General features: G+C 37.1%; 21 protein-coding genes and 1 tRNA gene. All 22 read right to left on the reverse strand.

Annotated features, from left to right (window positions below; all coding sequences use genetic code 11):
- Window positions 1–93 precede the first annotated feature (93 nt).
- Complete coding sequence (locus ACKTTZ_RS04745; RefSeq protein WP_407847612.1) at window positions 94–879, reverse strand: T9SS type A sorting domain-containing protein; 786 nt, start codon at window positions 877–879, stop codon at window positions 94–96.
- A 4-nt stretch (window positions 880–883) separates the two neighbouring features.
- Window positions 884–1,408 (reverse strand): ankyrin repeat domain-containing protein, encoded by a 525-nt coding sequence (locus ACKTTZ_RS04750; protein WP_407847614.1) that lies wholly within the window; start codon window positions 1,406–1,408, stop codon window positions 884–886.
- A complete protein-coding gene (locus tag ACKTTZ_RS04755) occupies window positions 1,405–1,950 on the reverse strand; it encodes a YceI family protein (RefSeq protein ID WP_253316230.1) in 546 nt (181 codons plus the stop codon). The genes ACKTTZ_RS04750 and ACKTTZ_RS04755 overlap by 4 nt, the downstream gene beginning before the upstream one ends.
- A gap of 10 nt (window positions 1,951–1,960) precedes the next feature.
- Window positions 1,961–2,308, reverse strand: a complete 348-nt coding sequence (locus tag ACKTTZ_RS04760) for a hypothetical protein (RefSeq protein WP_034693212.1) — start codon at window positions 2,306–2,308, stop codon at window positions 1,961–1,963.
- Between the two features lies 1 nt (window position 2,309).
- Entirely contained in the window at window positions 2,310–3,152 is an 843-nt protein-coding gene (locus tag ACKTTZ_RS04765) for a DUF5777 family beta-barrel protein (RefSeq protein WP_034693210.1), read from the reverse strand.
- Between the two features lie 125 nt (window positions 3,153–3,277).
- Complete coding sequence (locus ACKTTZ_RS04770) at window positions 3,278–3,928, reverse strand: Crp/Fnr family transcriptional regulator (RefSeq protein WP_034693208.1); 651 nt, start codon at window positions 3,926–3,928, stop codon at window positions 3,278–3,280.
- Window positions 3,929–4,107: 179 nt separating this feature from the next.
- Window positions 4,108–4,413 (reverse strand): DUF3467 domain-containing protein, encoded by a 306-nt coding sequence (locus ACKTTZ_RS04775; RefSeq protein ID WP_027375539.1) that lies wholly within the window; start codon window positions 4,411–4,413, stop codon window positions 4,108–4,110.
- A gap of 87 nt (window positions 4,414–4,500) precedes the next feature.
- Window positions 4,501–8,766 carry a DNA-directed RNA polymerase subunit beta' gene (gene rpoC, locus ACKTTZ_RS04780; RefSeq protein WP_034693206.1) on the reverse strand — a complete coding sequence of 1,422 codons (4,266 nt, stop codon included), beginning with the start codon at window positions 8,764–8,766 and terminating at the stop codon, window positions 4,501–4,503.
- 106 nt (window positions 8,767–8,872) lie between these two features.
- Window positions 8,873–12,694 (reverse strand): DNA-directed RNA polymerase subunit beta, encoded by a 3,822-nt coding sequence (rpoB, locus tag ACKTTZ_RS04785; RefSeq protein ID WP_034693204.1) that lies wholly within the window; start codon window positions 12,692–12,694, stop codon window positions 8,873–8,875.
- A gap of 442 nt (window positions 12,695–13,136) precedes the next feature.
- A complete protein-coding gene (locus ACKTTZ_RS04790; RefSeq protein WP_034693201.1) occupies window positions 13,137–15,731 on the reverse strand; it encodes a T9SS type A sorting domain-containing protein in 2,595 nt (864 codons plus the stop codon).
- A gap of 34 nt (window positions 15,732–15,765) precedes the next feature.
- Complete coding sequence (locus tag ACKTTZ_RS04795; RefSeq protein ID WP_407847619.1) at window positions 15,766–16,899, reverse strand: hypothetical protein; 1,134 nt, start codon at window positions 16,897–16,899, stop codon at window positions 15,766–15,768.
- An 874-nt stretch (window positions 16,900–17,773) separates the two neighbouring features.
- Window positions 17,774–18,139: a 50S ribosomal protein L7/L12 gene (gene rplL / locus ACKTTZ_RS04800; RefSeq protein WP_034693192.1), complete on the reverse strand. Its 366-nt coding sequence runs from the start codon at window positions 18,137–18,139 to the stop codon at window positions 17,774–17,776.
- A gap of 46 nt (window positions 18,140–18,185) precedes the next feature.
- The gene (rplJ, locus tag ACKTTZ_RS04805; protein WP_034693190.1) at window positions 18,186–18,773 is read right to left on the reverse strand and encodes a 50S ribosomal protein L10; all 588 of its coding nucleotides are present in this window, start codon (window positions 18,771–18,773) and stop codon (window positions 18,186–18,188) included.
- Between the two features lie 17 nt (window positions 18,774–18,790).
- The gene (gene rplA, locus ACKTTZ_RS04810; protein WP_002976422.1) at window positions 18,791–19,483 is read right to left on the reverse strand and encodes a 50S ribosomal protein L1; all 693 of its coding nucleotides are present in this window, start codon (window positions 19,481–19,483) and stop codon (window positions 18,791–18,793) included.
- Between the two features lie 11 nt (window positions 19,484–19,494).
- The gene (gene rplK, locus ACKTTZ_RS04815; protein ID WP_034693187.1) at window positions 19,495–19,938 is read right to left on the reverse strand and encodes a 50S ribosomal protein L11; all 444 of its coding nucleotides are present in this window, start codon (window positions 19,936–19,938) and stop codon (window positions 19,495–19,497) included.
- Between the two features lie 270 nt (window positions 19,939–20,208).
- A complete protein-coding gene (locus ACKTTZ_RS04820; RefSeq protein WP_407847623.1) occupies window positions 20,209–20,877 on the reverse strand; it encodes a hypothetical protein in 669 nt (222 codons plus the stop codon).
- Between the two features lie 7 nt (window positions 20,878–20,884).
- Window positions 20,885–21,532, reverse strand: a complete 648-nt coding sequence (locus tag ACKTTZ_RS04825) for a hypothetical protein (RefSeq protein ID WP_407847625.1) — start codon at window positions 21,530–21,532, stop codon at window positions 20,885–20,887.
- A 13-nt stretch (window positions 21,533–21,545) separates the two neighbouring features.
- Window positions 21,546–22,166, reverse strand: a complete 621-nt coding sequence (locus ACKTTZ_RS04830; RefSeq protein WP_034693179.1) for a hypothetical protein — start codon at window positions 22,164–22,166, stop codon at window positions 21,546–21,548.
- A 503-nt stretch (window positions 22,167–22,669) separates the two neighbouring features.
- Entirely contained in the window at window positions 22,670–23,212 is a 543-nt protein-coding gene (nusG, locus tag ACKTTZ_RS04835; protein ID WP_407847627.1) for a transcription termination/antitermination protein NusG, read from the reverse strand.
- 19 nt (window positions 23,213–23,231) lie between these two features.
- Window positions 23,232–23,438, reverse strand: coding sequence for a preprotein translocase subunit SecE (secE, locus tag ACKTTZ_RS04840; RefSeq protein ID WP_002976410.1), 207 nt, complete (start codon window positions 23,436–23,438; stop codon window positions 23,232–23,234).
- A gap of 12 nt (window positions 23,439–23,450) precedes the next feature.
- Window positions 23,451–23,521: transfer RNA gene (locus ACKTTZ_RS04845), tRNA-Trp, on the reverse strand.
- Between the two features lie 64 nt (window positions 23,522–23,585).
- Complete coding sequence (gene tuf, locus ACKTTZ_RS04850) at window positions 23,586–24,773, reverse strand: elongation factor Tu (RefSeq protein WP_034693176.1); 1,188 nt, start codon at window positions 24,771–24,773, stop codon at window positions 23,586–23,588.
- Window positions 24,774–24,835 lie beyond the last annotated feature (62 nt).

Genomic DNA, 24,835 nt, shown 5'->3' on the forward strand with positions numbered 1-24,835 from the left:
CCTGAAATTGGGACTTTAACAAAAAAATGATACCCCTGAAAGATCAGAGGTATCTGTTTTAAAAAAATATTTAGGTGTGTTTTTTCTGAAAAATTATTCTTTAATCAATTTTTCATAAGATGTAGTTCCATCTTTCAATGTGATTTCAAAATAATAAATACCAGATTTTAAATCTCTGATACTAATACTTTCTCCCTCAAGTTTTACAGATCTTACTTTTCTTCCGGCAGATTCATAAATATCTACAGATTTTATTTTATCCGCATTTTTTAAACTTACAGTTTCTTTAGCAGGGTTTGGATAAAGAACTATTTTCTTGCTCTCTAAAGCTGTTTCACTAGTTCCTAGAGTAGCAGCAAAATTAAGAGCTGTAGTACCACAGCTGTTAGAACCGTGATAACCAATCGTAAAATTTGATAATCTGCGTCCATAAGTAACGTTGAGAGGACTTGTAGGAGGAACTGTAAAGACATAATCATTAACATCTCCTGTGTTTAAAGCTCTTGTAGCAACTACAGTACGGACACTTCCTGCAACCGTGTTGGATGTTACCGTCCAGTTTTGAGTTCCATCCAACGGCGGAACCACACCCTGTCCATTAAATGTTCTGTCACTTAAGTTCGTTCCGTCAAAGATTACAACATCCTTTCCGATATCATCCATATTTGTGGTATTAAAAGCCATTCCAAGCCATCCTGTAGAAGGACCAACAAGGGTAAGGGTAACTAAAGAAGGGCTAAGGTCTATCTTAACTGAATAAGCCAAATCTGTTCCTCCAGGTGTAGAAAAAAGAGGCACAGTTCCTGTCGAATATTGACTTTTTACATTTAAAAAAGCAAAAAATCCGATCAATAATACAAGTGTAGTTTTTAATTTCATATGATCAATTTTTTAATAGGTTAATAATATCTTGATTTTTAGAAAATAAAGCATATTCAAAAACAGTTTTTCCCTGTTTATCTGATAATGTTTTATTGGCTTTATTTTTTAGTAACAGTTCAACCATTTCTTTGTTTTGGGACTGAACAGCATATATCAATGGAGTTACTCCACTGCTGTTTCCTACATTTGGATCAGCCTTGTTCTGTAATAATTTCTGAGTAAGATTTTTATCTCCTTTAAATACAGAAGCCGTTAAAGCCGTTCCTTCTCCGCTTGCATAATTCATGTTCTTAACGCGGGGAATTAAAAATTCAGCAACAGGAGTATTCCCTCTGTAACATGCTAAAATAAGGGGTGAAAATCCGTTCTCATTGATCTGATTAATCACATCCGGATTTTGTTTCATCAAATCCTGTACTTCAGTCACAGTCCCACTTCTTGCAATATCAAATATTGATTTAGCTTTTTCCTGAGCAGATACTAATGAGCTCAGGAACAATCCTAATAGTAAGATTATATTTCTCATTGTTTTACCATTATGTAGTTGTATTCGATATTGACATTTTCAGCCACTTTCTTGGTAACCATTTTGGGAATAGTCACTTTATAATCTACAGGTCTTGCTACAAAGCCTCCCTGCATATAGATTTTTCCATCTTTTGCATATAAAGTGGCAGCAGAGGTAACGGCTTTGTCTACTCCATGAAAGTTTAATGTTCCCTGCACCGTATATTTCTGAGGGCTTGCAGTAAGCTTCGTTTTATCAAAGTTGACAATCTTTCCTTTGAAAGTAGTTTTCGGATATTTTGCAGATTCAGCATAACTTTCATTGAAGTGCTCTTCCATTAATTTTGTTTTAAAATGAAAGTTTTTAACAGTTGAAACGGATGCCATTTCACCATTATCTGCATTGAGAATGACAACATTGTTATCATCCTGAGCAAAAATATCATCAAACAGAGGTACCGAAGCTTCAAAAGTCACTTTCCCTGTTTTGGAACTATATTTCTGTGCTGAAGCGTAACCGGCAGAAAGGAGTAATACGCTTAATAATGCTAATTTTTTCATATCAATTTTTTTAATTTTCATTTAATCCGTCAGCTTTCCATTTGATAAACATATTGATCTGAGCTGCAGATAGAGATCCTCCCTTTGGCATTTTCTCCGGATCACCATTAGGTCTTTGGATACGATCCAGAATTCCGTCAATATTATTTTTTACCTGATCATAGGTAACCAGAGGTTTAAAACTTCCTGCGGAATGACAGCCTGCGCAGCTGTTATCCATAATGGGTTTTACATCTGCTGTATATTTTACAGGTGCCGTGATAGGTGTGTTATCAGAAATCTCTTCATACGTTCTGCTGTCACAAGCCATCAGTATGATTGCTGATGACAATACTAATAAGGATGTTAGCTTTTTCATATTAAAAAACTCTATAAAGATTAAACCCAAAGAAAATATGTCCCTTTCCCCATGCTCCTGTAGCATTGGTAAGATATCCGATGTCTGAATTTATCTGGGAGTTCGTGAGTAAAAGCTGAAACACATGTCCTCCTGTTTCTATATCTACCCCTAATGATAGTGGGTTTTTATAAAAACTGTGATCGTCGAAATTCACAAAGTATTCTGCGTTCACAGAAACTCTTTTTGAGATTTTGTAGCGTCCTCCCAAGCCTGCCAGAAACTGGTTTTTGTTTTCAATGGTAGGTTCGTAAAGATTTTTATGAACAAAGGAAGGAGTAAGCTGTAAAGAAAGCTTCTCATTGAATCTTCTTGAGATCAATGCCTGTGTAAGGTAAGAAAGCCTGTCACTGAATTTTAAGTGTGGATAAGTATCTTTATCCAGTTCAGTATTGGCGCCCATTACATTATACCCCACAATATCCACCGGAAAGTTTTCACTTTGTTGTACCAGTCTGTATTTCACTGCACCTTCAAAGGTTTTCATATTTGTTTCTCTGGACAGACTTACCGAAACAGCATCTGAAATACCGTAGATAGCGCCTAATTTGGTGGAAGCATTATCCAGTCCGAAAAAGTCTTTAAATCCTGCACTTATGTCCCCAAATCTATGGGCAACAATCATGTACCATTCTTTTTTGGCGGCTAGTTTTGTAGATTGTCCTGTTACAATCTGAAGGGCTTTGAAGGCGGGTTGTGAGGTTTCTGTATTGGTTTTAACAGTGTCAATATCTTTCAGCAGATCTTCCTGTGCAAAGACAAGACCTGAAGAAAACATTGACAAAAATAAGAGAGTTTTTGTCATATACAATTTGAATTAAATTATGATATAACAAACTTATTGAGTTCTCAATTCAAAAATAGGTGATAAAAGTCACCAGTCAAATTGTTTTTATCAATGATAGAAATAAAGTTTTCAAACAATTGAAATTAGACGATTCTAACATTTTCATTTACAGGAACTTTTATTCCTTCTTTAGTCTGAACAATTTCACCTTCGCTCTCAATTTTTTTCAAAACTCTGCTCACAACTTCTCTGGAAGTTCCCAAACTATTGGCAATTTCACGATGGGTAATCTTAATAGGGTTATTTCCTGTGGATGAAATCTGTTGTTTGATATAGTTCAGAACCCGCTTATCCAGTCTGTGAAAAACAGCATCATTCACCATGTTCATCACTTCTGAAAATCTTCGGTCATATTCATGATAAAAGAGTTTATTAATCTCCGGAAATCTGGTAAGCCATTCGTGCATGATAGAAACGGGAATCAGAATGGCTTCTGAATCTTCTTCTGCAACCGCATATACCCTGCTGATATAATCTGTCAGAATAGATGAAAAGGTCATCAGACAACTATCTTTCGGTTTGATATAATAGTAGATCAGTTCCCTACCATCATTGAGGGTAAAAACCCTGATAGAACCTTTTATTAAGAAGGGAACAAACTTATTTTTCTGTCCTTCTCTTATAATTTCAGTCTTTGCTTTTATATCAATAGCAACAGCATGTTTTTCAAGCTCAGATAAAAATTCGGCACCTAAAAAGCCAAATTTACTTACTGCGAACGAGTTATCAATCATATCTTATATTTTCTGCTTTTTCTTAAACAAAGATATAAAATTGATATATCCTTACTACACATTTTTATCTTATTAAACAAAATTAACAATTTAACAAATTCTAATTATCTTTCCTTAAAGTGCAAAAAAAATGTCCTGGTAAAAACCAGGACATTCTTTATTTTATTGTAAAAGAAATCTTACGCTTGAACGTTGTTTCCTCCTAATACGAAAGGCTCAACTTCTTTGATTTCTCCGAACTGCTGCTCGTAGTTAGCGATGTTCTGTTGAAGAGCGCTTAATACTCTCTTAGCGTGAAGTGGAGCAAGAATTACTCTTGATCTTACTTTAGCTTGCTGAACACCTGGCATCAACTGAATAAAGTCTACTACAAATTCAGATGGAGAGTGGTTTACTAAAGCTAGGTTAGCATAGATACCAGCAGCTACCATTTCGTTTAATTCGATGTTGATGTTTCCGTCTTGTGGATTTTGATTGTTGTCCATTGTTATAAATTATGTTTTTAAAATTCGAAATTTGAGATTGTGAAAATATAAAAATAATTTCAAATCCCAAATTTCAAATCATTAATTTTAGTTAAGGTCTTCGAATTCTTTCTTAGAACCAACAATAACGTTCTGATACTCTTTAAGACCTGTACCTGCAGGAATTCTGTGACCTACAATTACATTTTCTTTAAGACCGTTAAGATCGTCTACTTTACCAGCAACTGCTGCTTCGTTAAGAACTTTCGTTGTTTCCTGGAATGATGCTGCAGACATGAATGACTTAGTCTGAAGAGCCGCTCTTGTAATACCTTGTAGTACAGGAGTTGCAGTAGCAGGAAGAGCTTCTCTTACTTCTACTAAACCTAAATCTTCACGCTTCAACTTAGAGTTTTCGTCTCTTAATTCTCTTGCCGTAATCATCTGACCTGGTTGGAATTCTTTAGAATCACCAGCATCTACTACTACTTTAAGACCGAATACTCTGTTGTTTTCTTCCAAGAAATCAAACTTGTGTTCAAGAGCTCCTTCAAGGAATTGAGTATCACCTCCATCTACGATAGATACTTTCGTCATCATCTGTCTTACGATAATTTCGAAGTGCTTGTCGTCGATTTTTACCCCCTGTAGACGGTAAACTTCCTGAATCTCGTTTACTAAGTATTCCTGAACGGCAGTTGGACCTTTAATTCTTAAGATATCTTCCGGTGTGATAGAACCGTCAGAAAGTGGAGAACCTGCTCTTACGAAGTCATTCTCCTGAACAAGAATCTGGTTAGAAAGTTTTACTAAGTAAATTTTTCTTTCTCCAGTTTTAGCCTCAACAATAAGTTCACGATTACCTCTCTTGATTTTTCCGTAAGAAACTACCCCGTCGATTTCAGTAACAACCGCTGGGTTTGAAGGGTTTCTTGCTTCGAATAATTCGGTAACTCTCGGAAGACCTCCGGTGATATCCCCTGCTTTTGCAGATTTTCTTGGGATTTTGATTAAGACTTTACCAGCCTTAATTTTTTCACCATCGTTAACCATTAAGTGGGCTCCTACCGGTAAGTTGTAAGCTTTTTGCTCAACTCCTTTAGAGTCTACCACTTTCAAGGTAGGTACGGCTTTCTTATTTCTAGATTCAGAGATTACTTTCTCTTCGAATCCTGTTTGTTCGTCAATTTCAAGTTGGAATGAAATACCCTGGATGATATCCTCGTATTCTACCTTACCTGAAGTTTCAGCAATGATAACCGCGTTATACGGATCCCATCTACAGATTGTATCTCCTTTCTTCACTTTATCACCTGGTTTTACAGATAATATAGATCCGTAAGGTACGTTAGCTACCATTAATGGAGTTCTGGACTCATTATCAGCAACTAATCTGAATTCTGTTGAACGAGAAACTACAACCTCAGCTGTATTACCGTTTTCATCTTCAGAAGTAATTGTTCTTACTTCATCCATTTCTACGATACCGTCTCTTCTTGCAACGATAGATGGGTTTTCTGATACGTTACCTGCAGTACCCCCTTGGTGGAAGGTTCTCAACGTAAGCTGAGTACCTGGTTCCCCAATTGACTGTGCTGCAATTACACCTACCGCTTCACCCATGTGGATCACTTTACCTGTTGCTAAGTTTCTACCGTAACATTTTGCACAGATACCTTTCTTAGTTTCACAAGTTAATGGTGAACGAACCTCCACAGCTTCTAATCCTGCTTCTTCGATTCTCTTCGCCAAAGATTCAATGATCACCTGATCTGCACTTGCAATAAGCTCGTCAGTTTCAGGATCGTAAATATTATGAAGGGATACTCTACCTAAGATTCTTTCAGAGATTTTTTCAACGATCTCGTCATTTTTCTTAAGTGCAGTAACTTCTGTACCTCTCAATGTTCCACAGTCGTCTTCTGTAACGATAACGTCCTGTGCAACGTCTACCAATCTTCTCGTTAAGTAACCAGCATCGGCTGTCTTAAGAGCGGTATCCGCAAGACCCTTACGAGCACCGTGGGTAGAGATAAAGTACTCTAGAATCGAAAGACCTTCCTTAAAGTTTGCAAGGATCGGGTTTTCGATGATCTCCGCTCCGGTAGAACCAGCTTTCTGCGGTTTTGCCATCAAACCTCTCATCCCTGATAACTGACGGATCTGTTCTTTAGAACCCCTCGCTCCAGAGTCAAGCATCATGTATACAGAGTTGAAACCACCTTGGTCAGTTTTCATTCTGCTCATGATCATTTCAGTTAATCCTGCGTTGGTATTTGTCCAAACGTCGATTACCTGGTTATAACGTTCTGTATCGGTAATTAGACCCATGTTATAGTTAGCTCTAATTTCGTCTACAGTTTCAATTGATTGTGCAATCATCTGCTTTTTCTCAACAGGAACTACAATATCTCCTAGTGAGAAAGAAAGACCTCCTTTGAATGCGTTTGAATATCCTAGGTCTTTCATTGCATCAAGGAACTTCACAGTTGTAGGGAAATCTGTATCAGCAAGGATCTTACCGATAACGTTTCTCAATGATTTCTTAGTCAAAAGTTCATTGATATATCCTACCTGCTTAGGTACAATCTGGTTGAATAGGATTCTACCTACAGAAGTTTCGATCAATCTTGTAACGATTTCTCCATCTTCTTTGATAGGTAGTCTACATCTTACTTTAGCATTTAAAGATACTCTACCTTCAGCGTAAGCAATTTCTGCTTCTTCAGGAGAATAGAATGCAAGACCTTCTCCTTTTACTTTCATTGTCTCAGTAGAGCTTAATTCTTTAGTCATGAAATAAAGACCAAGAACCATGTCCTGAGATGGTACTGTAATTGGAGAACCGTTTGCAGGGTTCAAGATGTTTTGAGAACCTAACATCAATAACTGAGCTTCAAGGATCGCTTCTGGTCCTAGTGGCAAGTGTACCGCCATCTGGTCACCATCGAAATCGGCGTTGAAGGCCGTAGTTACTAATGGGTGTAGCTGGATTGCCTTACCTTCGATCATCTTAGGTTGGAAAGCCTGAATACCCAGTCTGTGAAGCGTAGGTGCTCTGTTCAATAGAACAGGGTGACCTTTCATCACGTTTTCAAGGATATCATAAACTACTGGTTCTTTTCTGTCGATAATTCTCTTTGCAGATTTTACTGTTTTTACAATACCTCTTTCAATTAGTTTTCTAATGATGAATGGTTTGTAAAGTTCAGCTGCCATATCCTTAGGAATACCACATTCGTGAAGCTGTAAGTTTGGACCTACAACAATTACCGAACGCGCAGAGTAGTCAACCCTTTTTCCTAGTAGGTTCTGACGGAAACGACCTTGCTTACCTTTCAATGAATCCGAAAGTGATTTCAATGGTCTGTTTGATTCAGATTTTACTGCAGAAGATTTTCTTGTGTTATCGAATAATGAATCTACTGATTCCTGAAGCATACGCTTCTCGTTTCTCAAGATTACTTCAGGAGCTTTGATCTCCAATAATCTCTTCAAACGGTTATTTCTGATAATAACTCTTCTATAAAGGTCATTCAAGTCAGAAGTTGCGAAACGTCCTCCATCCAATGGAACCAATGGTCTTAGTTCTGGTGGGATAACAGGAAGTACACGCATGATCATCCACTCTGGTCTGTTGATCATTCTTGTATTAGCACCTCTTAATGCTTCTACAACGTTCAATCTCTTAAGAGCTTCTGTTCTTCTTTGTTTTGAACCTTCGTTGTGAGCTTTGTGTCTCAAGTCGAAAGACAATGCATCAAGATCGATTCTTTTTAATAGATCTTCTACAGCTTCAGCACCCATTCTGGCGATGAATTTGTTTGGATCAGAATCATCAAGATACTGGTTTTCTACAGGAAGAGTTTCCATGATATCAAGGTACTCTTCTTCTGTAAGGAATTCCATATTTTCAAAATCAGAACCGTCTAACTTCTTAGCAATACCCTGCTGAATCACTACATATCTTTCGTAGTAGATGATCATGTCTAATTTCTTAGAAGGAATTCCTAAAAGGTATCCGATTTTGTTTGGTAATGAACGGAAATACCAGATGTGTGCAATTGGAACTACAAGGTTGATGTGCCCGATTCTCTCTCTTCTTACTTTTTTCTCAGTAACTTCTACTCCACAACGGTCACAAACGATCCCTTTGTAACGAATTCTCTTGTATTTACCACAAGCACATTCGTAATCCTTTACAGGACCAAAGATTTTCTCACAAAATAGCCCGTCTCTTTCAGGCTTGTGAGTTCTGTAGTTAATAGTTTCCGGCTTTAAAACCTCCCCTCTTGAGTCTTGTAAAATAGACTCCGGTGACGCTAGACCGATGGTTATTTTATTAAATCTACTTGATTTATTTTTATTTGACATAATTTTATTTTTGATTATAAAGATTAAAGATTGAAAGCATTACACTTTCACTCTTATCATCTCGGAGTTGATTAATTCTTTAATTTTTAGTAATTAAATCTTTAATTTACTCCTCCAATCTTACGTCTAATCCAAGACCTTGTAACTCGTGAAGTAATACGTTGAATGATTCCGGAATACCTGGTTCAGGCATAGATTCACCTTTTGCAATTGCTTCATAAGTTTTTGCTCTACCAATCACGTCATCCGACTTCACAGTAAGGATCTCTCTAAGGATGTTAGATGCACCGAATGCTTCAAGTGCCCAAACCTCCATCTCTCCGAATCTCTGACCTCCGAACTGAGCTTTACCTCCTAACGGCTGCTGAGTAATCAATGAGTAAGGACCAATAGAACGTGCATGCATCTTATCATCTACCATGTGTCCTAGTTTCAACATGTAAATAATACCTACTGTTGCAGCCTGAGTAAATCTTTCTCCGGTACCACCATCATAAAGGTGAGTGTGACCGAATTTAGGAAGACCTGCTTTCTCAGTATATTCAGTAATCTGATCAAGACTTGCTCCATCGAAGATTGGCGTAGCGAACTTCAATCCTAATTTTCTACCAGCCCATCCAAGAACGGTTTCGTAGATCTGACCGATGTTCATACGAGAAGGTACCCCTAGTGGATTCAATACGATATCTACTGGTGTTCCGTCTTCAAGGAATGGCATATCTTCTTCACGAACGATTCTTGAAACGATACCTTTGTTACCGTGACGTCCTGCCATTTTATCTCCTACATTCAGTTTACGTTTCTTAGCGATGTAAACTTTAGCCAACTTCATGATACCTGCCGGAAGCTCATCTCCGATTGAAATTGCAAATTTCTCACGGTTTTTAACTCCCTGGATGTCGTTATATTTGATTTTGTAATTGTGAATCAATTGTTTGATCAATTCATTCTTGTCAGCGTCTACTGTCCAGTCTGAACCGCTAACGTTTACATAATCTTCAACTGAAGTTAATAACTTGTGAGTGAATTTCACACCTTTACCGATGATTTCTTCGTCTAGGTCGTTTTGTACCCCTTGAGAAGTTTTACCGCTTACCAGTGTATTTAATTTTTCAATTAAAGTATTTCTCAACTCGTCAAACTTAGCCTTGTAAGTGTTTTCAATTTCTTCAAGTTTAAGTTTTTCTTCAGTTCTTTTCTTTTTGTCTTTAATGTTTCTAGAGAACAATTTCTTGTTGATAACAACTCCTCTTAATGAAGAGTCAGCTTTCAATGAAGCATCCTTCACATCACCAGCTTTATCACCGAAGATTGCTCTAAGAAGTTTTTCTTCAGGAGTCGGGTCAGATTCACCTTTTGGAGTAATTTTACCAATCATGATATCTCCAGGCTTCACTTCAGCACCGATTCTGATCATACCGTTCTCGTCAAGATCTTTAGTAGCTTCTTCAGATACGTTTGGAATATCTGCTGTAAGCTCTTCCATACCTAATTTGGTATCACGAACTTCAAGAGAATATTCATCCACGTGGATTGAAGTAAACCAGTCTTCACGTACAACTTTTTCGTTGATTACGATTGCATCCTCGAAGTTGTACCCTTTCCAAGGCATGAACGCTACCACTAAGTTTCTACCAAGAGCTAATTCTCCTTTTTCAGTAGCATAACCGTCGCAAAGTACCTGTCCTTTTTCCACTACATCACCTACTCTTACGTTTGGTCTTAGGGTAATGGTTGTACTCTGGTTAGTTTTTCTAAACTTAGTAAGGTTGTATGTTTTAGTAGCAGACTCGAATTGTACTAAATCTTCGTCTTCGCTTCTTTCATATTTAATAACGATTCTGTCAGCATCTACGTACTCTACAGTACCTGTACCTTCAGCGTTAATTAAAATTCTTGAATCTCTTGCAACTTGTTGCTCAAGCCCTGTACCCACGATTGGAGCCTGTGGCTTCAATAGAGGAACGGCCTGACGCATCATGTTAGATCCCATCAATGCACGGTTCGCATCATCATGCTCAAGGAACGGAATTAATGAAGCAGAAATACCAGAGATCTGGTTTGGTGCAACATCAATAAGGTTAACCTGAGATGGTTCCACTACAGGGTAGTCACCATCTAATCTTGCAATAATTCTATCTGTTAAGAAATCACCGTTATCGCTCAATTCAACGTTTGCCTGAGCAATTACTTTGTCTTCTTCGTCTTCTGCATTAAGGTAAATAGGATCAGCATTAAGATTAATCTTGCTGTCTTCTACTTTTCTATATGGAGTTTCGATGAAACCTAGTCTGTTGATTTTAGCATAAATACCTAGGGATGAAATCAAACCGATGTTTGGTCCTTCCGGAGTTTCAATCGGGCAAATTCTTCCGTAGTGAGTATGGTGAACGTCTCGAACCTCGAAACCTGCTCTTTCTCTTGATAAACCACCAGGCCCTAGTGCAGATAATCTTCTCTTGTGAGTAATTTCTGATAGAGGGTTGGTTTGGTCCATGAACTGAGAAAGCTGGTTGGTACCAAAGAATGAGTTAATTACAGATGTTAATGTCTTAGCATTTACAAGGTCAAGTGGAGTAAAGATTTCGTTATCTCTAACGTTCATTCTTTCCTTGATTGTTCTTGCAATTCTTGAAAGACCTACTCCGAACTGTCCAGCTAATTGCTCACCAACAGTTTTAATTCTTCTGTTTGATAAGTGGTCAATATCATCAACCTCAGCTTTAGAGTTTACAAGCTCGATTAAGTGTCTTACAATAGCAATGATATCTTCTTTTGTAAGAACCTCAGTTGTAGTTGGAATATTAAGACCTAACTTTTTGTTCAATCTGTAACGTCCTACTTCACCTAATGAATATCTTTGCTCAGAGAAGAATAATTTTTCAATGATTCCTCTTGCAGTTTCCTCATCTGGTGGATCTGCATTTCTTAACTGACGATAAATATACTCTACCGCTTCTTTTTCAGAGTTAGTAGGGTCTTTTTGTAATGTATTCTGGATGATAGAGAATTCGTTGCTGTTTTCTTTGTGAATCAGGATTGATTTCACACCAGCATCAAGAATAAGATCTAAGTGTTCTTTTTCAAGAATAGTTTCTCTATCCAGGATGATTTCGTTTCTTTCGATAGAAACTACCTCACCTGTATCTTCGTCTACGAAATCTTCGAACCAAGTGTTCAATACTCTCGCAGCCAATGTTCTCCCTTCTACTTTTTTAAGGGCAGCTTTAGAAACTTTCACTTCTTCAGCAAGGTCGAAGATCTGAAGGATATCCTTGTCAGATTCATAACCGATCGCTCTTAATAGAGTTGTTAATGGTAATTTTTTCTTACGGTCGATATACGCGTACATTACGCTGTTGATATCTGTTGTAAATTCCATCCAAGATCCTTTGAAAGGGATAATTCTTGAATAGTAAAGTTTGGTTCCGTTTGCGTGGTAAGTTTGTCCGAAGAATACACCAGGTGAACGGTGAAGCTGCGTAACGATAACTCTTTCAGCACCATTGATGATAAAAGAACCACTTGGCGTCATATAAGGAACCGGACCTAAGTATACGTCCTGAACCACTGTTTGGAAATCTTCGTGTTCCGGGTCAGTACAATACAATTTAAGTCTAGCTTTTAGAGGAACTGAATAAGTAAGTCCTCTTTCCACACACTCATCGATTGAATAACGTGGAGAATCTACCAGATAGTCTAAGAATTCTAATACGAATTGGTTTCTTGAATCCGTAATTGGGAAATTCTCTTGGAAAGTCTTGTAAAGAGCTTCTGTCTTTCTGGCTTCAGGAAGTGTATCAAGCTGGAAAAATTCTCTGAAAGACTCAATTTGGATATCCAAAAAGTCTGGAGTGATGATTTTTCCTTTCGCTGATGAGAAATTAATTCTCGGATTTCCTTGAGTTGTTGATTTTGTTTTACTCATAAAACTTTTAAGAAAGGGTTAAAAAATATTTTGATTCATTAAAAAATATCAGAAAAGAACAAGAAACAAGATAAAAGTAAAAGGTAAAAGTGTTTTTGGCGCTCACAAAGGACCTTAAGCTCTTTTAAACTTTGTATGTAGTTCTTTCTAACTGCAACGCTGGTATATCTTTTCACAGCGTAATGCAAAATATTTTTATTACTTTTGAGGCAGTATTACCGCAGTATTTATATACACGAAATCCCTTCCATGTTTTACACAGTGAAAGAGCTGATTTTCAGTATTTTATAAATTTACAAACAATTTTTCGCGCCAAAAGAGGGGCAAAGATACAAAAAGTTATCCACAATAACAAATAAATCATCTCATTTTGAGACTCTTAAAAACAAGAGAGGCTGCCCAAATATGAGCAACCCCTCCACAACACAAGCTAATCCTATGATTATTTCACAATAACCCTATAAGATTTTATTTTTGATTTAGTTTCTACTTTAATAATATACACTCCTGTAGGAAGTGAAGAAGTATCAATACCTGTATGGGCATTAAAACGATCTGTCTTAACAACCTGTCCTTGTGCAGAGAACAAAGTATATACACCTTCTTCCTCTGATATAATTCTAAGATTTTCTCCTGCTTTTACCGGATTCGGGTATACTTTTACATCATTCGCTGCTTCGATAATTTCTGCGGAAGTAGTTTTTGCCACATTAGATGCATTTTTCAATAATGAAGCATAAGGTGAAAGCGGGGAATCCGGAGAACCTCTTTTTACAAGATCCGTATCTACTACTGCCTGAATTCCATCTTTGTCTTTATCATTAATGGTAGAAATGAATCCTCCTCCTAATGTATCCAGATTTGCTTTTCCGATCTTATAAAGGTCAGGTTCTGAACCATCGGAAGTAATATCCAGAAAGTCAGGTTTATCATCTCCGTCTGTATTTTTGATTGGATATTTCAATACACCTGAATCAGGTGAAGTTTCCAGAATATCAGCAATTCCGTTTTTACCAACCGGAACATTCGTATCAATGATACCGTTATGATCAGAATCAATCTGATTGATGACAGAGGTCGGAATTCCAGATTCAAATAAATCCAGGATACCATCATTATCAGAATCCAGATCAAGATAATTAGGAACAGAATCTCCCAATACAGGTGTTAAAAGAATATCTCCTTCGTTATCATCATCCTGGAACTTGCCGTTTTTATCAAAGTCTTCTATTGCATCCGGAATTCCGTCATTATCAGAATCCAGATCACAGGCATCTACAATTCCGTCACCATCCGTATCGAGTGCAGGAGATTTGTCATTTACGGCTGTACATCCTTCCGCACAGTCAGGAATTCCGTTTCCGTTATTATCTATGCTGTCATCTCCTCCCTGGCATTGATCAAAACAGTTCGGTACACCGTCATTATCATCATCTCTGCTCGCAAATGCATTGTAGATATAATAGTTTTGAGGAATACGAATGGCCGTTCCGCTGTTGAAAGTGATTTTAATACGGTTAAAAGGTTTTGTTGATTTCCCTCCAACATAGAATTTATTGGAATTCGTTGTGAAGAAATTTCCACTGATAAGACTTCCTGAACTCGTAAAAGTATCTGTCAAAGTATTTCCGTTGTACAATGTTACTGTGATATTTTCCAAAACACTTACTCCAAGAAGGTTTCCTGCTTTTTCTACCGTAAATCCGGCCATTGTGTTGGCAGGAAGCACTGCATTAGTTCCTACCGTTGCAAATGCGGAGAAAAGGCTGAAAATAGAAGCAGCCGGAACAGTAGCTGTGGCATAATTGGAAGGATTATTATCTACAATCGCTTCAGGACTGGTCATTTTAGCTAAAATAAGACCAAGAAACCCTGGTCCGGAAGTCCATGAAGTACCTGTAACCAAATTTCCAGGAACAGCAGAACCGCTTGTCTGAATTTTATCATCACAATCACAAGAAACCGGTTCTTCGAAAGCATAATAGACTTTCAATGCTCCTAAATTAAATCCCAGGGTTTGAGTCACTTTTAATCTTACTTCATTGAAAGGTTTAGTAGTCGTTAAGGTAACTTTTTGTTTTCCTGAGCCATAACCTAATACTTTTATATTAATTAAGCCTCCTCCGTCGGACAACTGTTTTGAATCCTGAAGCTGGCCAAAAAGATAAGTTTCTATGGTAATATTTTTTAAAAACTCTGCACTTAACAATTTACCCTGATCATCCGGTTCTATTACAAAACCTGTTCTGTTTCCTGCAGGGTATGTCTGGTTTTTGTCTAAAACGCCTACCGAATAAGAACCCAATAATCCCACTGGCAGAACAATTGATCCATAAGAATTTTTGTTCCCGTCTCCTATTTTTTCTTTATTCTGAACATAAGAAAGCGGAGCAAGAAAACTGCTGCTTCCGGATACATTTCCATCCACACCGCTTCCCGCAATAATATCGTCACAAATACCATTGTTATCTGTAGGTACTTTTGCAGGATCAAATGCGAATGCATAATATACATTCATTGCACTGAATATGGAAAGAACATTGGTCTGATACAACCTTACTTCATCAAATTCTTTTGAAGTTTTGAAATGAAGAAATATTCTGTTTTTACTTCCCCCGAATGCAGGCACTGACAAAAGTGTACTGCTGGTAGTCGTTTCCTGAAGAACCCCATTTTTATAAGTACTGATTCTCAAAGAGCTCAAAAGATCAACTGTGATAAAACTTGTTCCAAGATCTACATTGAAACCGGTAATATATCCTGCAGGATAGGTTGTATTTTTATTCTTTACAGAGATTCCGTTTCCACTTAAAAGAGAAGCGAAATTACCCATACTTACACTATTATCAAGACTTGCATCCACCACCGGATTCATGCTTCCGTTATAGCATGCCAGGCAGATCCCTGAATTGTTGACAGGTTTTGCCTCCACACCCATTCCACGGATTGGTTCATAGCCCTGCTGTGCAAATACTCCTGCAGACATCATCAATGTCATGAGCAGCGCAGCTAACTTTTCGAATAATTTTCTGGTCATTTTTTATTTTTTTAAGGTTTGTGTTTTTATTGAATTAGTAAAGTGCCTTCCAGTTGGAACCGTTACAACCTTCATGAACTTTAGCAGTTGTATTATATCGGATTGCGCCTTCTTCAGCCGTTGTACATGTTGCATTGGCACCGGAAGCAATTCCTTTCATCTGAAGAGCTGCCCCTGTAGAAGTAGCCGCTGTAGGAGCCATATTAATTCCCAGTATGGTATCTGTTCCGTTTCCTTTATTGAAAAAAACATGTTCCTTATTAGCATACACCATTTGTCCCGCAGCAGCCTGACCTGAAAATCCTATAGCAAAAGCTTCCGTACCTGTCGCTGTATTTGCCGAACCAACCGCTATATTATTTAATGAGGTGGTGTTTCCGCTTCCAATGGCAATCCCACCATTGTTATTGTGATTATTTCCGATGGTCAGCCCCGTGAGTCCTGTTACTGTATTCAGATTTCCAAAGACAAGGTTATTAGCACCTGTTGCTGTATTGTTATTTCCTATTACTTTAGCTCCATTATTTGCTGCATTGTTTAATCCAATAGCTACAGCCGGAAAATTTCCCTGTGCAGAAACGGTATTATCTTTTCCAAGGGCAATATTGGAGGAAGTACTGTTTGTAAGGATATTATTTGATCCCCATGTCAATGAAGCATAAGGACCTGATGAAGAATTAGCATTTCCACCCTGCAGGGTTCCGTTAATATCCAGAATTCCTTTTACGTTTTTCTGAGTTGCCAAAACCAAGTTCTGACCGTCATTAGTTCCCAGGTAATTTCCAGTACTGATGTCTGTTCCTATGATGGCAGTACTTGCTGTAGTTCCTGAATTCCCTACTAGTCGCCAGTTTCCGCTTAAGCTACTCCATTTCGAACCGTCAAAATAATAGTAGCCTGGTGAAACAACATCCACAGTTTGTCCTGTTGGGGTAGTCTCAGCGGCTGTAACATATACGATTGCTCCGGTTTGGGCTGCAGTATAGTTTTTAGCTTTTAATTGTATTCCTGTAAGTCTTGGGGCAATCACACCGTCAAGCTTGCCTGGATTGGAAGGTGATCCTACAATATCAAAAGTTGCCTGTGGTTGATTAATATTAATCCCTACCTGAGCGAGTATTGGAAAACTTACTGATAACAGAGCGATGGTTAATAATTTATTTTTCATTTCTAATGATGTTTGCTGTTTTTATGTAAATGTGTTTTTTTGAAAGGGCAATTCTCACGCTTTCTCATCTAAATCATAAATGAAATAACAGCTCATGCTGTAAGAAGGCGTTTAAAATTGTAAGGAATGTTATAGAATAAGGGAAAGAATCGGTTTATCGGGAATTTTGATGATAAATTTAAAACCGTCAACCAGTTTAATGGAGTTACTATAGAACTTTTTAACGTCTTTAAATATCGGGTAAGCTTTCTCCCTATATTGCTGACATGAATAGTTCCATTTATTTGATATGCCTATAAGTTTTATAGTATTAAAGAAAGGGAATTTATGTTGGGAATCTTTGTTATAAAATATATGAGTTCCATTTTGATGAGCAGAAAGACATTCGGAAACAGACCTATCATTTTTTGTTTCAGAACACTGATGAACAGAAACATCAGCTAAGTAACCCTGCAGATGATTTTTAATATCTGAACAATAAGACAACTCAGGTTTTGTTCTCATCACAGATATCAACTTAGTGTTTAATTTTCCTACAGCTGCCAGAAGCAACAAAAGTGTAATCTTATGGCCGTAGGAAAGAAAATAATTTCTATCCAATTATATTGTGTTTTTTCGATACAAATATAATATATTTTCAACCAAAATAACACTTTATTAATAAAAATTCACACTAAATAAAAAAATACACTAAATAACATTAAAATATTATGTTAATTATTGAATAATATTTAATCGTAAAAAGATATATTAAAATAAGAACCAATAATATTAAAATACTGTTACAGAATAAGAATCACATTTACAAAGACTTACATACAAAAAAAAAGCCCGGGCAAATGCCCGGGCTTCTATATTTATAATAAAATTGAAATTATTTCAATTCTACTTCAGCACCAGCTTCTTCTAATTGCTTCTTAAGAGCTTCAGCTTCGTCTTTAGAAACACCTTGCTTAATTGCAGCAGGAGCTCCGTCTACGATATCTTTAGCTTCTTTAAGACCAGCACCAGTTAAATCTTTTACTAATTTAACGATAGCTAATTTAGAAGCACCTGCAGACTTAAGAATTACGTCGAATTCAGTCTTTTCTTCAGCAGCTTCACCAGCAGGACCAGCCATTACTACTGCAGCAGCAGCAGGCTCAATTCCGTACTCATCCTTAAGGATAGCAGCTAATTCGTTTACGTCTTTTACAGTTAGGTTTACTAGCGTTTCAGCTAAATTTTTTAAATCTGACATTGTTGTAATGTTTTTGTTGATTATTTATTTAATTTTTTGAGTGTAATTATTCAGCACTTGTTTCTTCAGTGCTTTCTGCAGCAGCTTCTGGAGCTTCAGCAGCAGGAGTTTCTTCTACTACAGGAGCAGCTTCTTCAGCTTGAGCTTCTACAGTTTCAGATTTGTTTTGAAGAGCAGAAACAACTCTCTGGATTGGAGACTGAAGTAATCCGATGATTTCACCGATCATTTCTTCTCTAGACTTGATGTTAGCCAACATGTCTAGGTTATTGTCACCAACATAGAAAGTTTCTTGAACAAAAGCAGACTTTAAAGCTGGCTTTTCTTCTTTCTTTCTGAATCCTTGGATCAATTTCGCAGGAGCGTTTGCTGTTTCAGCAATCATTAACGCTGAGTTTCCTTTGAAAGATGGGAACATTTCAGAGTAATCTACTCCATCAATTTGCTCCATTGCTTTTTGTAAAAGTGTATTTTTTACAACTTTCACTTTGATATTTTGCTTGAAAGCCTGTCTTCTGAAATCTGAAGATTTACCAGCGTTCAAACCTTCTAAATCTGCTACGTATACTACTTTTGCATCCTGAAGCAAATCTTTGATCTCTTGTATTGCTACAACTTTTTGGTCTTTTGTCATTGTCTTAAGGATTATTATTAGTTAACAGATTTAGTATCAATTGCAATACCTGGGCTCATTGTAGAAGACAAATAGATGCTCTTCACATAAGTTCCTTTAGCAGCAGTTGGTTTCATTTTGATCAATGTCTGGATTAATTCCTGAGCATTTTCTTTGATCTTAGCAGCATCGAAAGATACTTTACCAATACCTGCATGGATAATACCATACTTGTCTACTTTGAAATCAATTTTACCTGCTTTAACTTCAGTTACTGCTTTACCAATTTCCATTGTTACAGTTCCTGATTTAGGGTTTGGCATTAAACCTCTTGGACCTAATACTCTACCTAATGGACCTAATTTACCCATTACAGCTGGCATAGTAACGATAACGTCAACATCTGTCCAACCTTCTTTGATTTTTTGTAAATATTCGTCAAGACCTACATAGTCAGCACCAGCAGCTTTAGCTTCTGCTTCTTTATCTGGAGTTACAAGAGCTAATACTTTAACATCTTTACCAGTACCGTGAGGAAGAGATACAACACCTCTTACCATTTGGTTTGCTTTTCTTGGGTCTACACCTAATCTTACAGCGATATCTACTGAAGCATCAAACTTTGTAGTGTTCACTTCTTTTACAAGAGCTGAACCTTCTTCAAGGTTATAGATTCTTCCTTTTTCTACTTTGCTTAAAGCTTCCTTTTGCTTTTTAGTTAATTTTGCCATTTCTTTAAGTTTTAAGCGTTAGTTGGTTTAGCTCCTGTTACTCTTAATCCCATAGATCTAGCAGTACCTGCAACCATAGAAAGAGCAGAGTCCATTGTAAAACAGTTAAGATCCGCCATTTTATCTTCAGCGATTTTCTTTACTTGTTCCCAAGTTACAGAACCTACTTTGTTTCTGTTTGGTTCACCAGAACCTCCCTTGATCTTAGCTGCATCCATTAACTGGATCGCTGCAGGTGGAGTTTTAATAACGAATTCAAAAGATTTGTCTTCGTATACTGTAATTACTACAGGTAAAACTTGCCCTGGCTTATCTTGGGTTCTTCCGTTAAATTGCTTACAAAACTCCATGATGTTCACACCTGCAGAACCCAATGCTGGACCTACTGGTGGAGAAGGGTTAGCTGCGCCACCTTTCACCTGAAGCTTTACCATTTTAAAGACTTTCTTAGCCATTGTTTGTTTTTTAAATTTGAATAATTAATGAGTTTGGAAGCATTTATTATTCAGCAGGTTATGCACTCACATAACAATAAACCTACTTTTTGGACTGCAAAAGTATAAAATATTTTTGAAATAGCAAACGGAAATTGCTGATTTTTAAAAAGTTTTAGAAAAAATAAATCTTGCCCAGTATTGTATAATTTAAAATACGGTAAGGAAAATAAAAAACGGTTATTTGCATTAAATAACCGTTTTTAAAATATTTTTAAAAGGAAAGACTGATTAAAAACCGGAAGGTTTATTAATTGTTTTTGTAGAACCGTCATTTCCTCCAAGATCATCATTGATGTCGCTTATATTTTGCTTTTCAATCAATCTTCTGTAGGCCATCAGGTAAAGGTCAACCGTAAAGTTGTTATAAGTTCTTGATGGTGTAGTGGTATTGGTAGCAATCATTCTGCTATCCGTAAATCTTGCTCTTACGTGCCATGTTCCGTTACTTTTGAAGGCTACTACATCCGGTGATCCCTGTTTATTGTCATTCACACCATTGTCTCCGTAATCAAGCATTACGCTGGTATTTCCATCATTCAGCTTAAATGAATAGTTATGAAGTATAACCAAAAAGTTAGTGGCATCAATTTTAGTATCATAATCTGTAATTCCTGTCCCAGGTACACCGGTAAGGGTAAGCTTAAGGTAATTGAACAATCCGCTGCTTTCCAGAGCAGGATCATACAACTGTAAAGCATTCTGTGAAGTTGCTAAAAAGCTACCTCCTGTCATGGTAGGTTCTCCCGGATTTCTCAAGTACAGAGAATTCGTATATGTTTTTCCATTAACATCAAGTGTTTCTGTAGGATTAGATGTATTCACCCCTACTTTTCCTTTCTGGGCATTTAAAAATATCCCAAGGCACATGATTATTGTGATATAAATTTTTCTTTTCATAGTTTTTTTATTGAAGCCCTAAAGGCGTATTGGTTGAAACTCCCGAATATCCCGGTGAAGCAGATGCTGAAACAGAACCGTTAAAAGTTCCCCAGTCTTTCACTAATGATTTTTCAAATACATTTAGAGTAAGTGTCCAGGTTCCATTGATGGAGGAAACAGTTCCAGCTCCTTTAAAAGCCAGGTTAATAGCATGGTATTTTTTACCTCCACTGGTTACCTGTGTAATTTCAGTTGCGTAGGAACCATACGATTTTGGGCTGGTGGTGGTATTCGCTGCCGAAACCGCTCCTGTAAAAACAGCACCTGTAATAGCCACAACATATTTACTCGCATCTAATCCTGTATTGAGATTTACCACTTCATCCTGTCTCACATTTTTCAATACAACATTATACATATTTACAGGTGCTACATTACGGAGCGATATATCCAGCAGTTTTACCTTACCTACCGGCGAAGAATCTTTTGATCGGGTAAGAAGAAGATAATTTCCGCCTGCCTTTGTATTTTCAGTATCTATTAAATAGGATTCTACTAATGTTTCCCCTTCAACGTCCAACGTTCCTTTAGGTGTTGTAGTATTTATTCCCACTTGCGCATTTATGCTTAAAGCAGCAAAACCCGTGAAGAGTATCGCAATAATTTTTTTCATATAGTTTATGTTTTTATTGAATTAATGGAGCTGTTGCAGCACCAGTACCTGCCCCACTAAGGCTTTGTGTTGAATTAAAATCTTTGGCATACGATCTGTCAAACACCAATAAGTTCAGCGTCCAGACACCTGTAGGGAAAGAATTATCAGGGGCGAATCCCTGGTAGTCTGCCTTAAGTTTCCATGTTCCTCCTGAAGAGTAGGCAAAAATCTGAGGCATTGGTGTAAGCCAGTCTGCAGAATACGTTCTTGTAGGCTGTGTAAATCCAAAAGAAGAGATTACCACCAAAAACTTGCTGGAATTAATCTTTGTGTCAAATTGATTTACCCAATCCTTGTCTGTAGGATCACAGGTAATTTTGAACTGAATAAGATTAATAGGTGCCGGTGAATTAGGTACAAAAGAATCATTGTACGCTGTAATTTTGTTTTCCGGAGCCGGAGACTTAATAATGAAAGTGTAATTCTCGTCCGCTTTCAGTTTCTCCAGAGGTTGCTTGAAAACAATTCCTGATGTCTTCATTGTACCATTTACAGTAAGTTCCTTTTCTGGTGTCGCAGTATTGATACCAACCTGCGCACTCGTGAGCACAGATGCACCCACCAGAATGATCATCGAAATAATTTTTGTCATTGGGTTATGTGTTTATATAAGACTTGTGTTTTGTTTAGCTAATCCGGATTTTATATTTATTAAAACAACATACATTGCTTATACCTCTGTAACCAGGGTATGAAATAAGAAATATAAAATTTTGTGGATTAGTTAACAGCTTGGTTGCAAGAAGTATGCCATCTGAAGGTGAATTAAGCAATTAAAAAAAACTCAATGTTTAAAAAGAAAATATGATCACCGAATGGTGATAATTAAATTAAAGCAAAGTACACTATAGAAGTAACCAACAGAGGTGTGAAATTTGAAAATCAACAAAATAATATTAATAAACTTAAAAAAACTCTAACAATAGGGAAAAAATATAAAAACTAAGTTTCAATATTTCATTATGAATTAATAGTATTATAGAACTACTTGATAATAAAGAATAAGCAATTCATCACCCAAAAAAAATTGAAAAGAATATATATGAAAAAAGACCGCTTAAAAAGCAGTCTTTTTTATATTTTATAAGTAATGTATTATACTTTTTCTACTTGCATGTAGCTTAATTCCATTGGAGTTTTTCTACCGAAGATCAATACAGAAACTTCAATTTTCTTTTTGTCTTCAAGAATCTTCTCAACTGTACCATTGAATCCGTTGAAAGGTCCGTCGACTACTTTAACGTTTTCACCTACTACATAAGGAATTTCAACATCGCTTGCAAATTCTGAAAGTTCATCCATTCTTCCAAGCATTCTGTTAACCTCTGATTTTCTCATTGGAACAGGATCTCCTCCTTTTGTTAAACTCAAGAAAGAAATAACTCCTGGGATATTTTTAATAACGTGAGGAATCTCTCCCATCAGGTCAGCTTCAATCATCAAGTAGCCAGGATAGTAAGGTCTCTCTTTAGGAACTTTTTTACCGTTTCTAATTTGGATCACCTTTTCCATAGGAATAACCACTTGAGTAACGTACTGCTCAAACCCTAGACGTTTGATTTCTGTCTCAATATAGTTTTTCACTTTATTTTCCTGTCCGCTGATTGCTTTCAGCACATACCATTTCAATTCGCTCATTATGGAAAATACTTAATTATTAATTGAACAAGTTGATTAGCATTCCTATTATGTTGCTGATTGCTTTTGAAAACAATTCATCAACTCCAAAGGTAAATAAAGCCAGAATAACTGTCGCAATAGTCACTACAATTGTAGAAGACTGAAGGTCAGCCCATTTTGGCCATTCAACTTTATGTCTGAATTCGTTATAAGAACCTTTTAAAAAATCGACAAATGAACTCATAATTTATATTTGCACGGGCACAAGGATTCGAACCCTGATCAACGGTTTTGGAGACCGGTATCCTACCATTGGACGATGCCCGTAGTTAAAAAAAGCTCCGTAAAGAGTGTTCCTTACGGAAGCTTTTTATATTGTTTTAGATGTGAATTAGTCGATGATTTCAGTTACCTGACCTGCACCTACTGTTCTACCACCTTCTCTGATCGCGAATCTAAGACCCTCGTTAAGAGCGATTGGCTGAAGTAATTCAACAGTGATTGTTAAGTTATCACCAGGCATTACCATTTCTACACCTTCTGGTAAGAAGATCTCACCTGTAACGTCAGTAGTTCTTACGTAGAACTGAGGACGGTACTTGTTGTGGAATGGAGTGTGACGTCCACCTTCTTCTTTAGAAAGGATATAAACCTCAGCTTTGAATTTTTTGTGTGGCTTAACTGAATCTTTCTTAGCGATAACCATACCTCTCTTGATGTCAGTTTTTTCAATACCTCTCAACAATAGACCTACGTTATCACCAGCTTCACCTCTGTCTAGGATTTTTCTGAACATCTCAACTCCTGTAATAGTAGAAGTTAATTTTTCATCACCCATACCTACGATATCAACTGGATCACCAGTGTTGATAACACCAGCCTCGATTCTACCAGTTGCTACAGTACCTCTACCTGTAATAGAGAATACGTCTTCGATTGGCATCAAGAATGGCTTATCCTGATCTCTAACAGGCTGCTCGATCCATGTATCAACTGCATCCATTAATTCTTCAACAGTCTTAACCCACTTCTCGTCTCCGTTAAGAGCACCAAGAGCAGATCCTTGGATCACTGGAGAGTTATCTCCGTCATATTCGTAAGTAGATAATAAATCTCTAAGTTCAAGTTCAACAAGCTCTAAAAGCTCAGCATCATCCACCATGTCAACTTTGTTCATGAAAACAACGATTCTTGGTACGTTTACCTGACGGCAAAGTAGGATGTGCTCTCTAGTTTGAGGCATTGGTCCATCAGTTGCAGCACATACTAAGATCGCTCCATCCATCTGAGCAGCACCAGTTACCATGTTCTTAACATAGTCGGCGTGACCTGGACAGTCAACGTGTGCATAGTGTCTGTTTTCAGTTTCGTACTCGATGTGAGCTGTATTAATAGTGATACCTCTTTCTTTTTCTTCTGGAGCAGAGTCAATAGCAGAGAAGTCTTTTTTCTCAGCAAGACCTTTGTTAGCTAATACACTACTGATAGCTGCAGTAAGTGTAGTTTTACCATGGTCAACGTGACCAATAGTACCAATGTTCAAGTGTGGTTTGTTACGATTAAACGTTTCCTTTGCCATGATTTAAAATTATTTATTTATTGTTTTTCAAATTTTCGGTGTGCAAATATAATGAATTTTTA

The organism is Chryseobacterium sp. KCF3-3 (genome assembly GCF_045865955.1).
Lineage (GTDB): Bacteria > Bacteroidota > Bacteroidia > Flavobacteriales > Weeksellaceae > Chryseobacterium.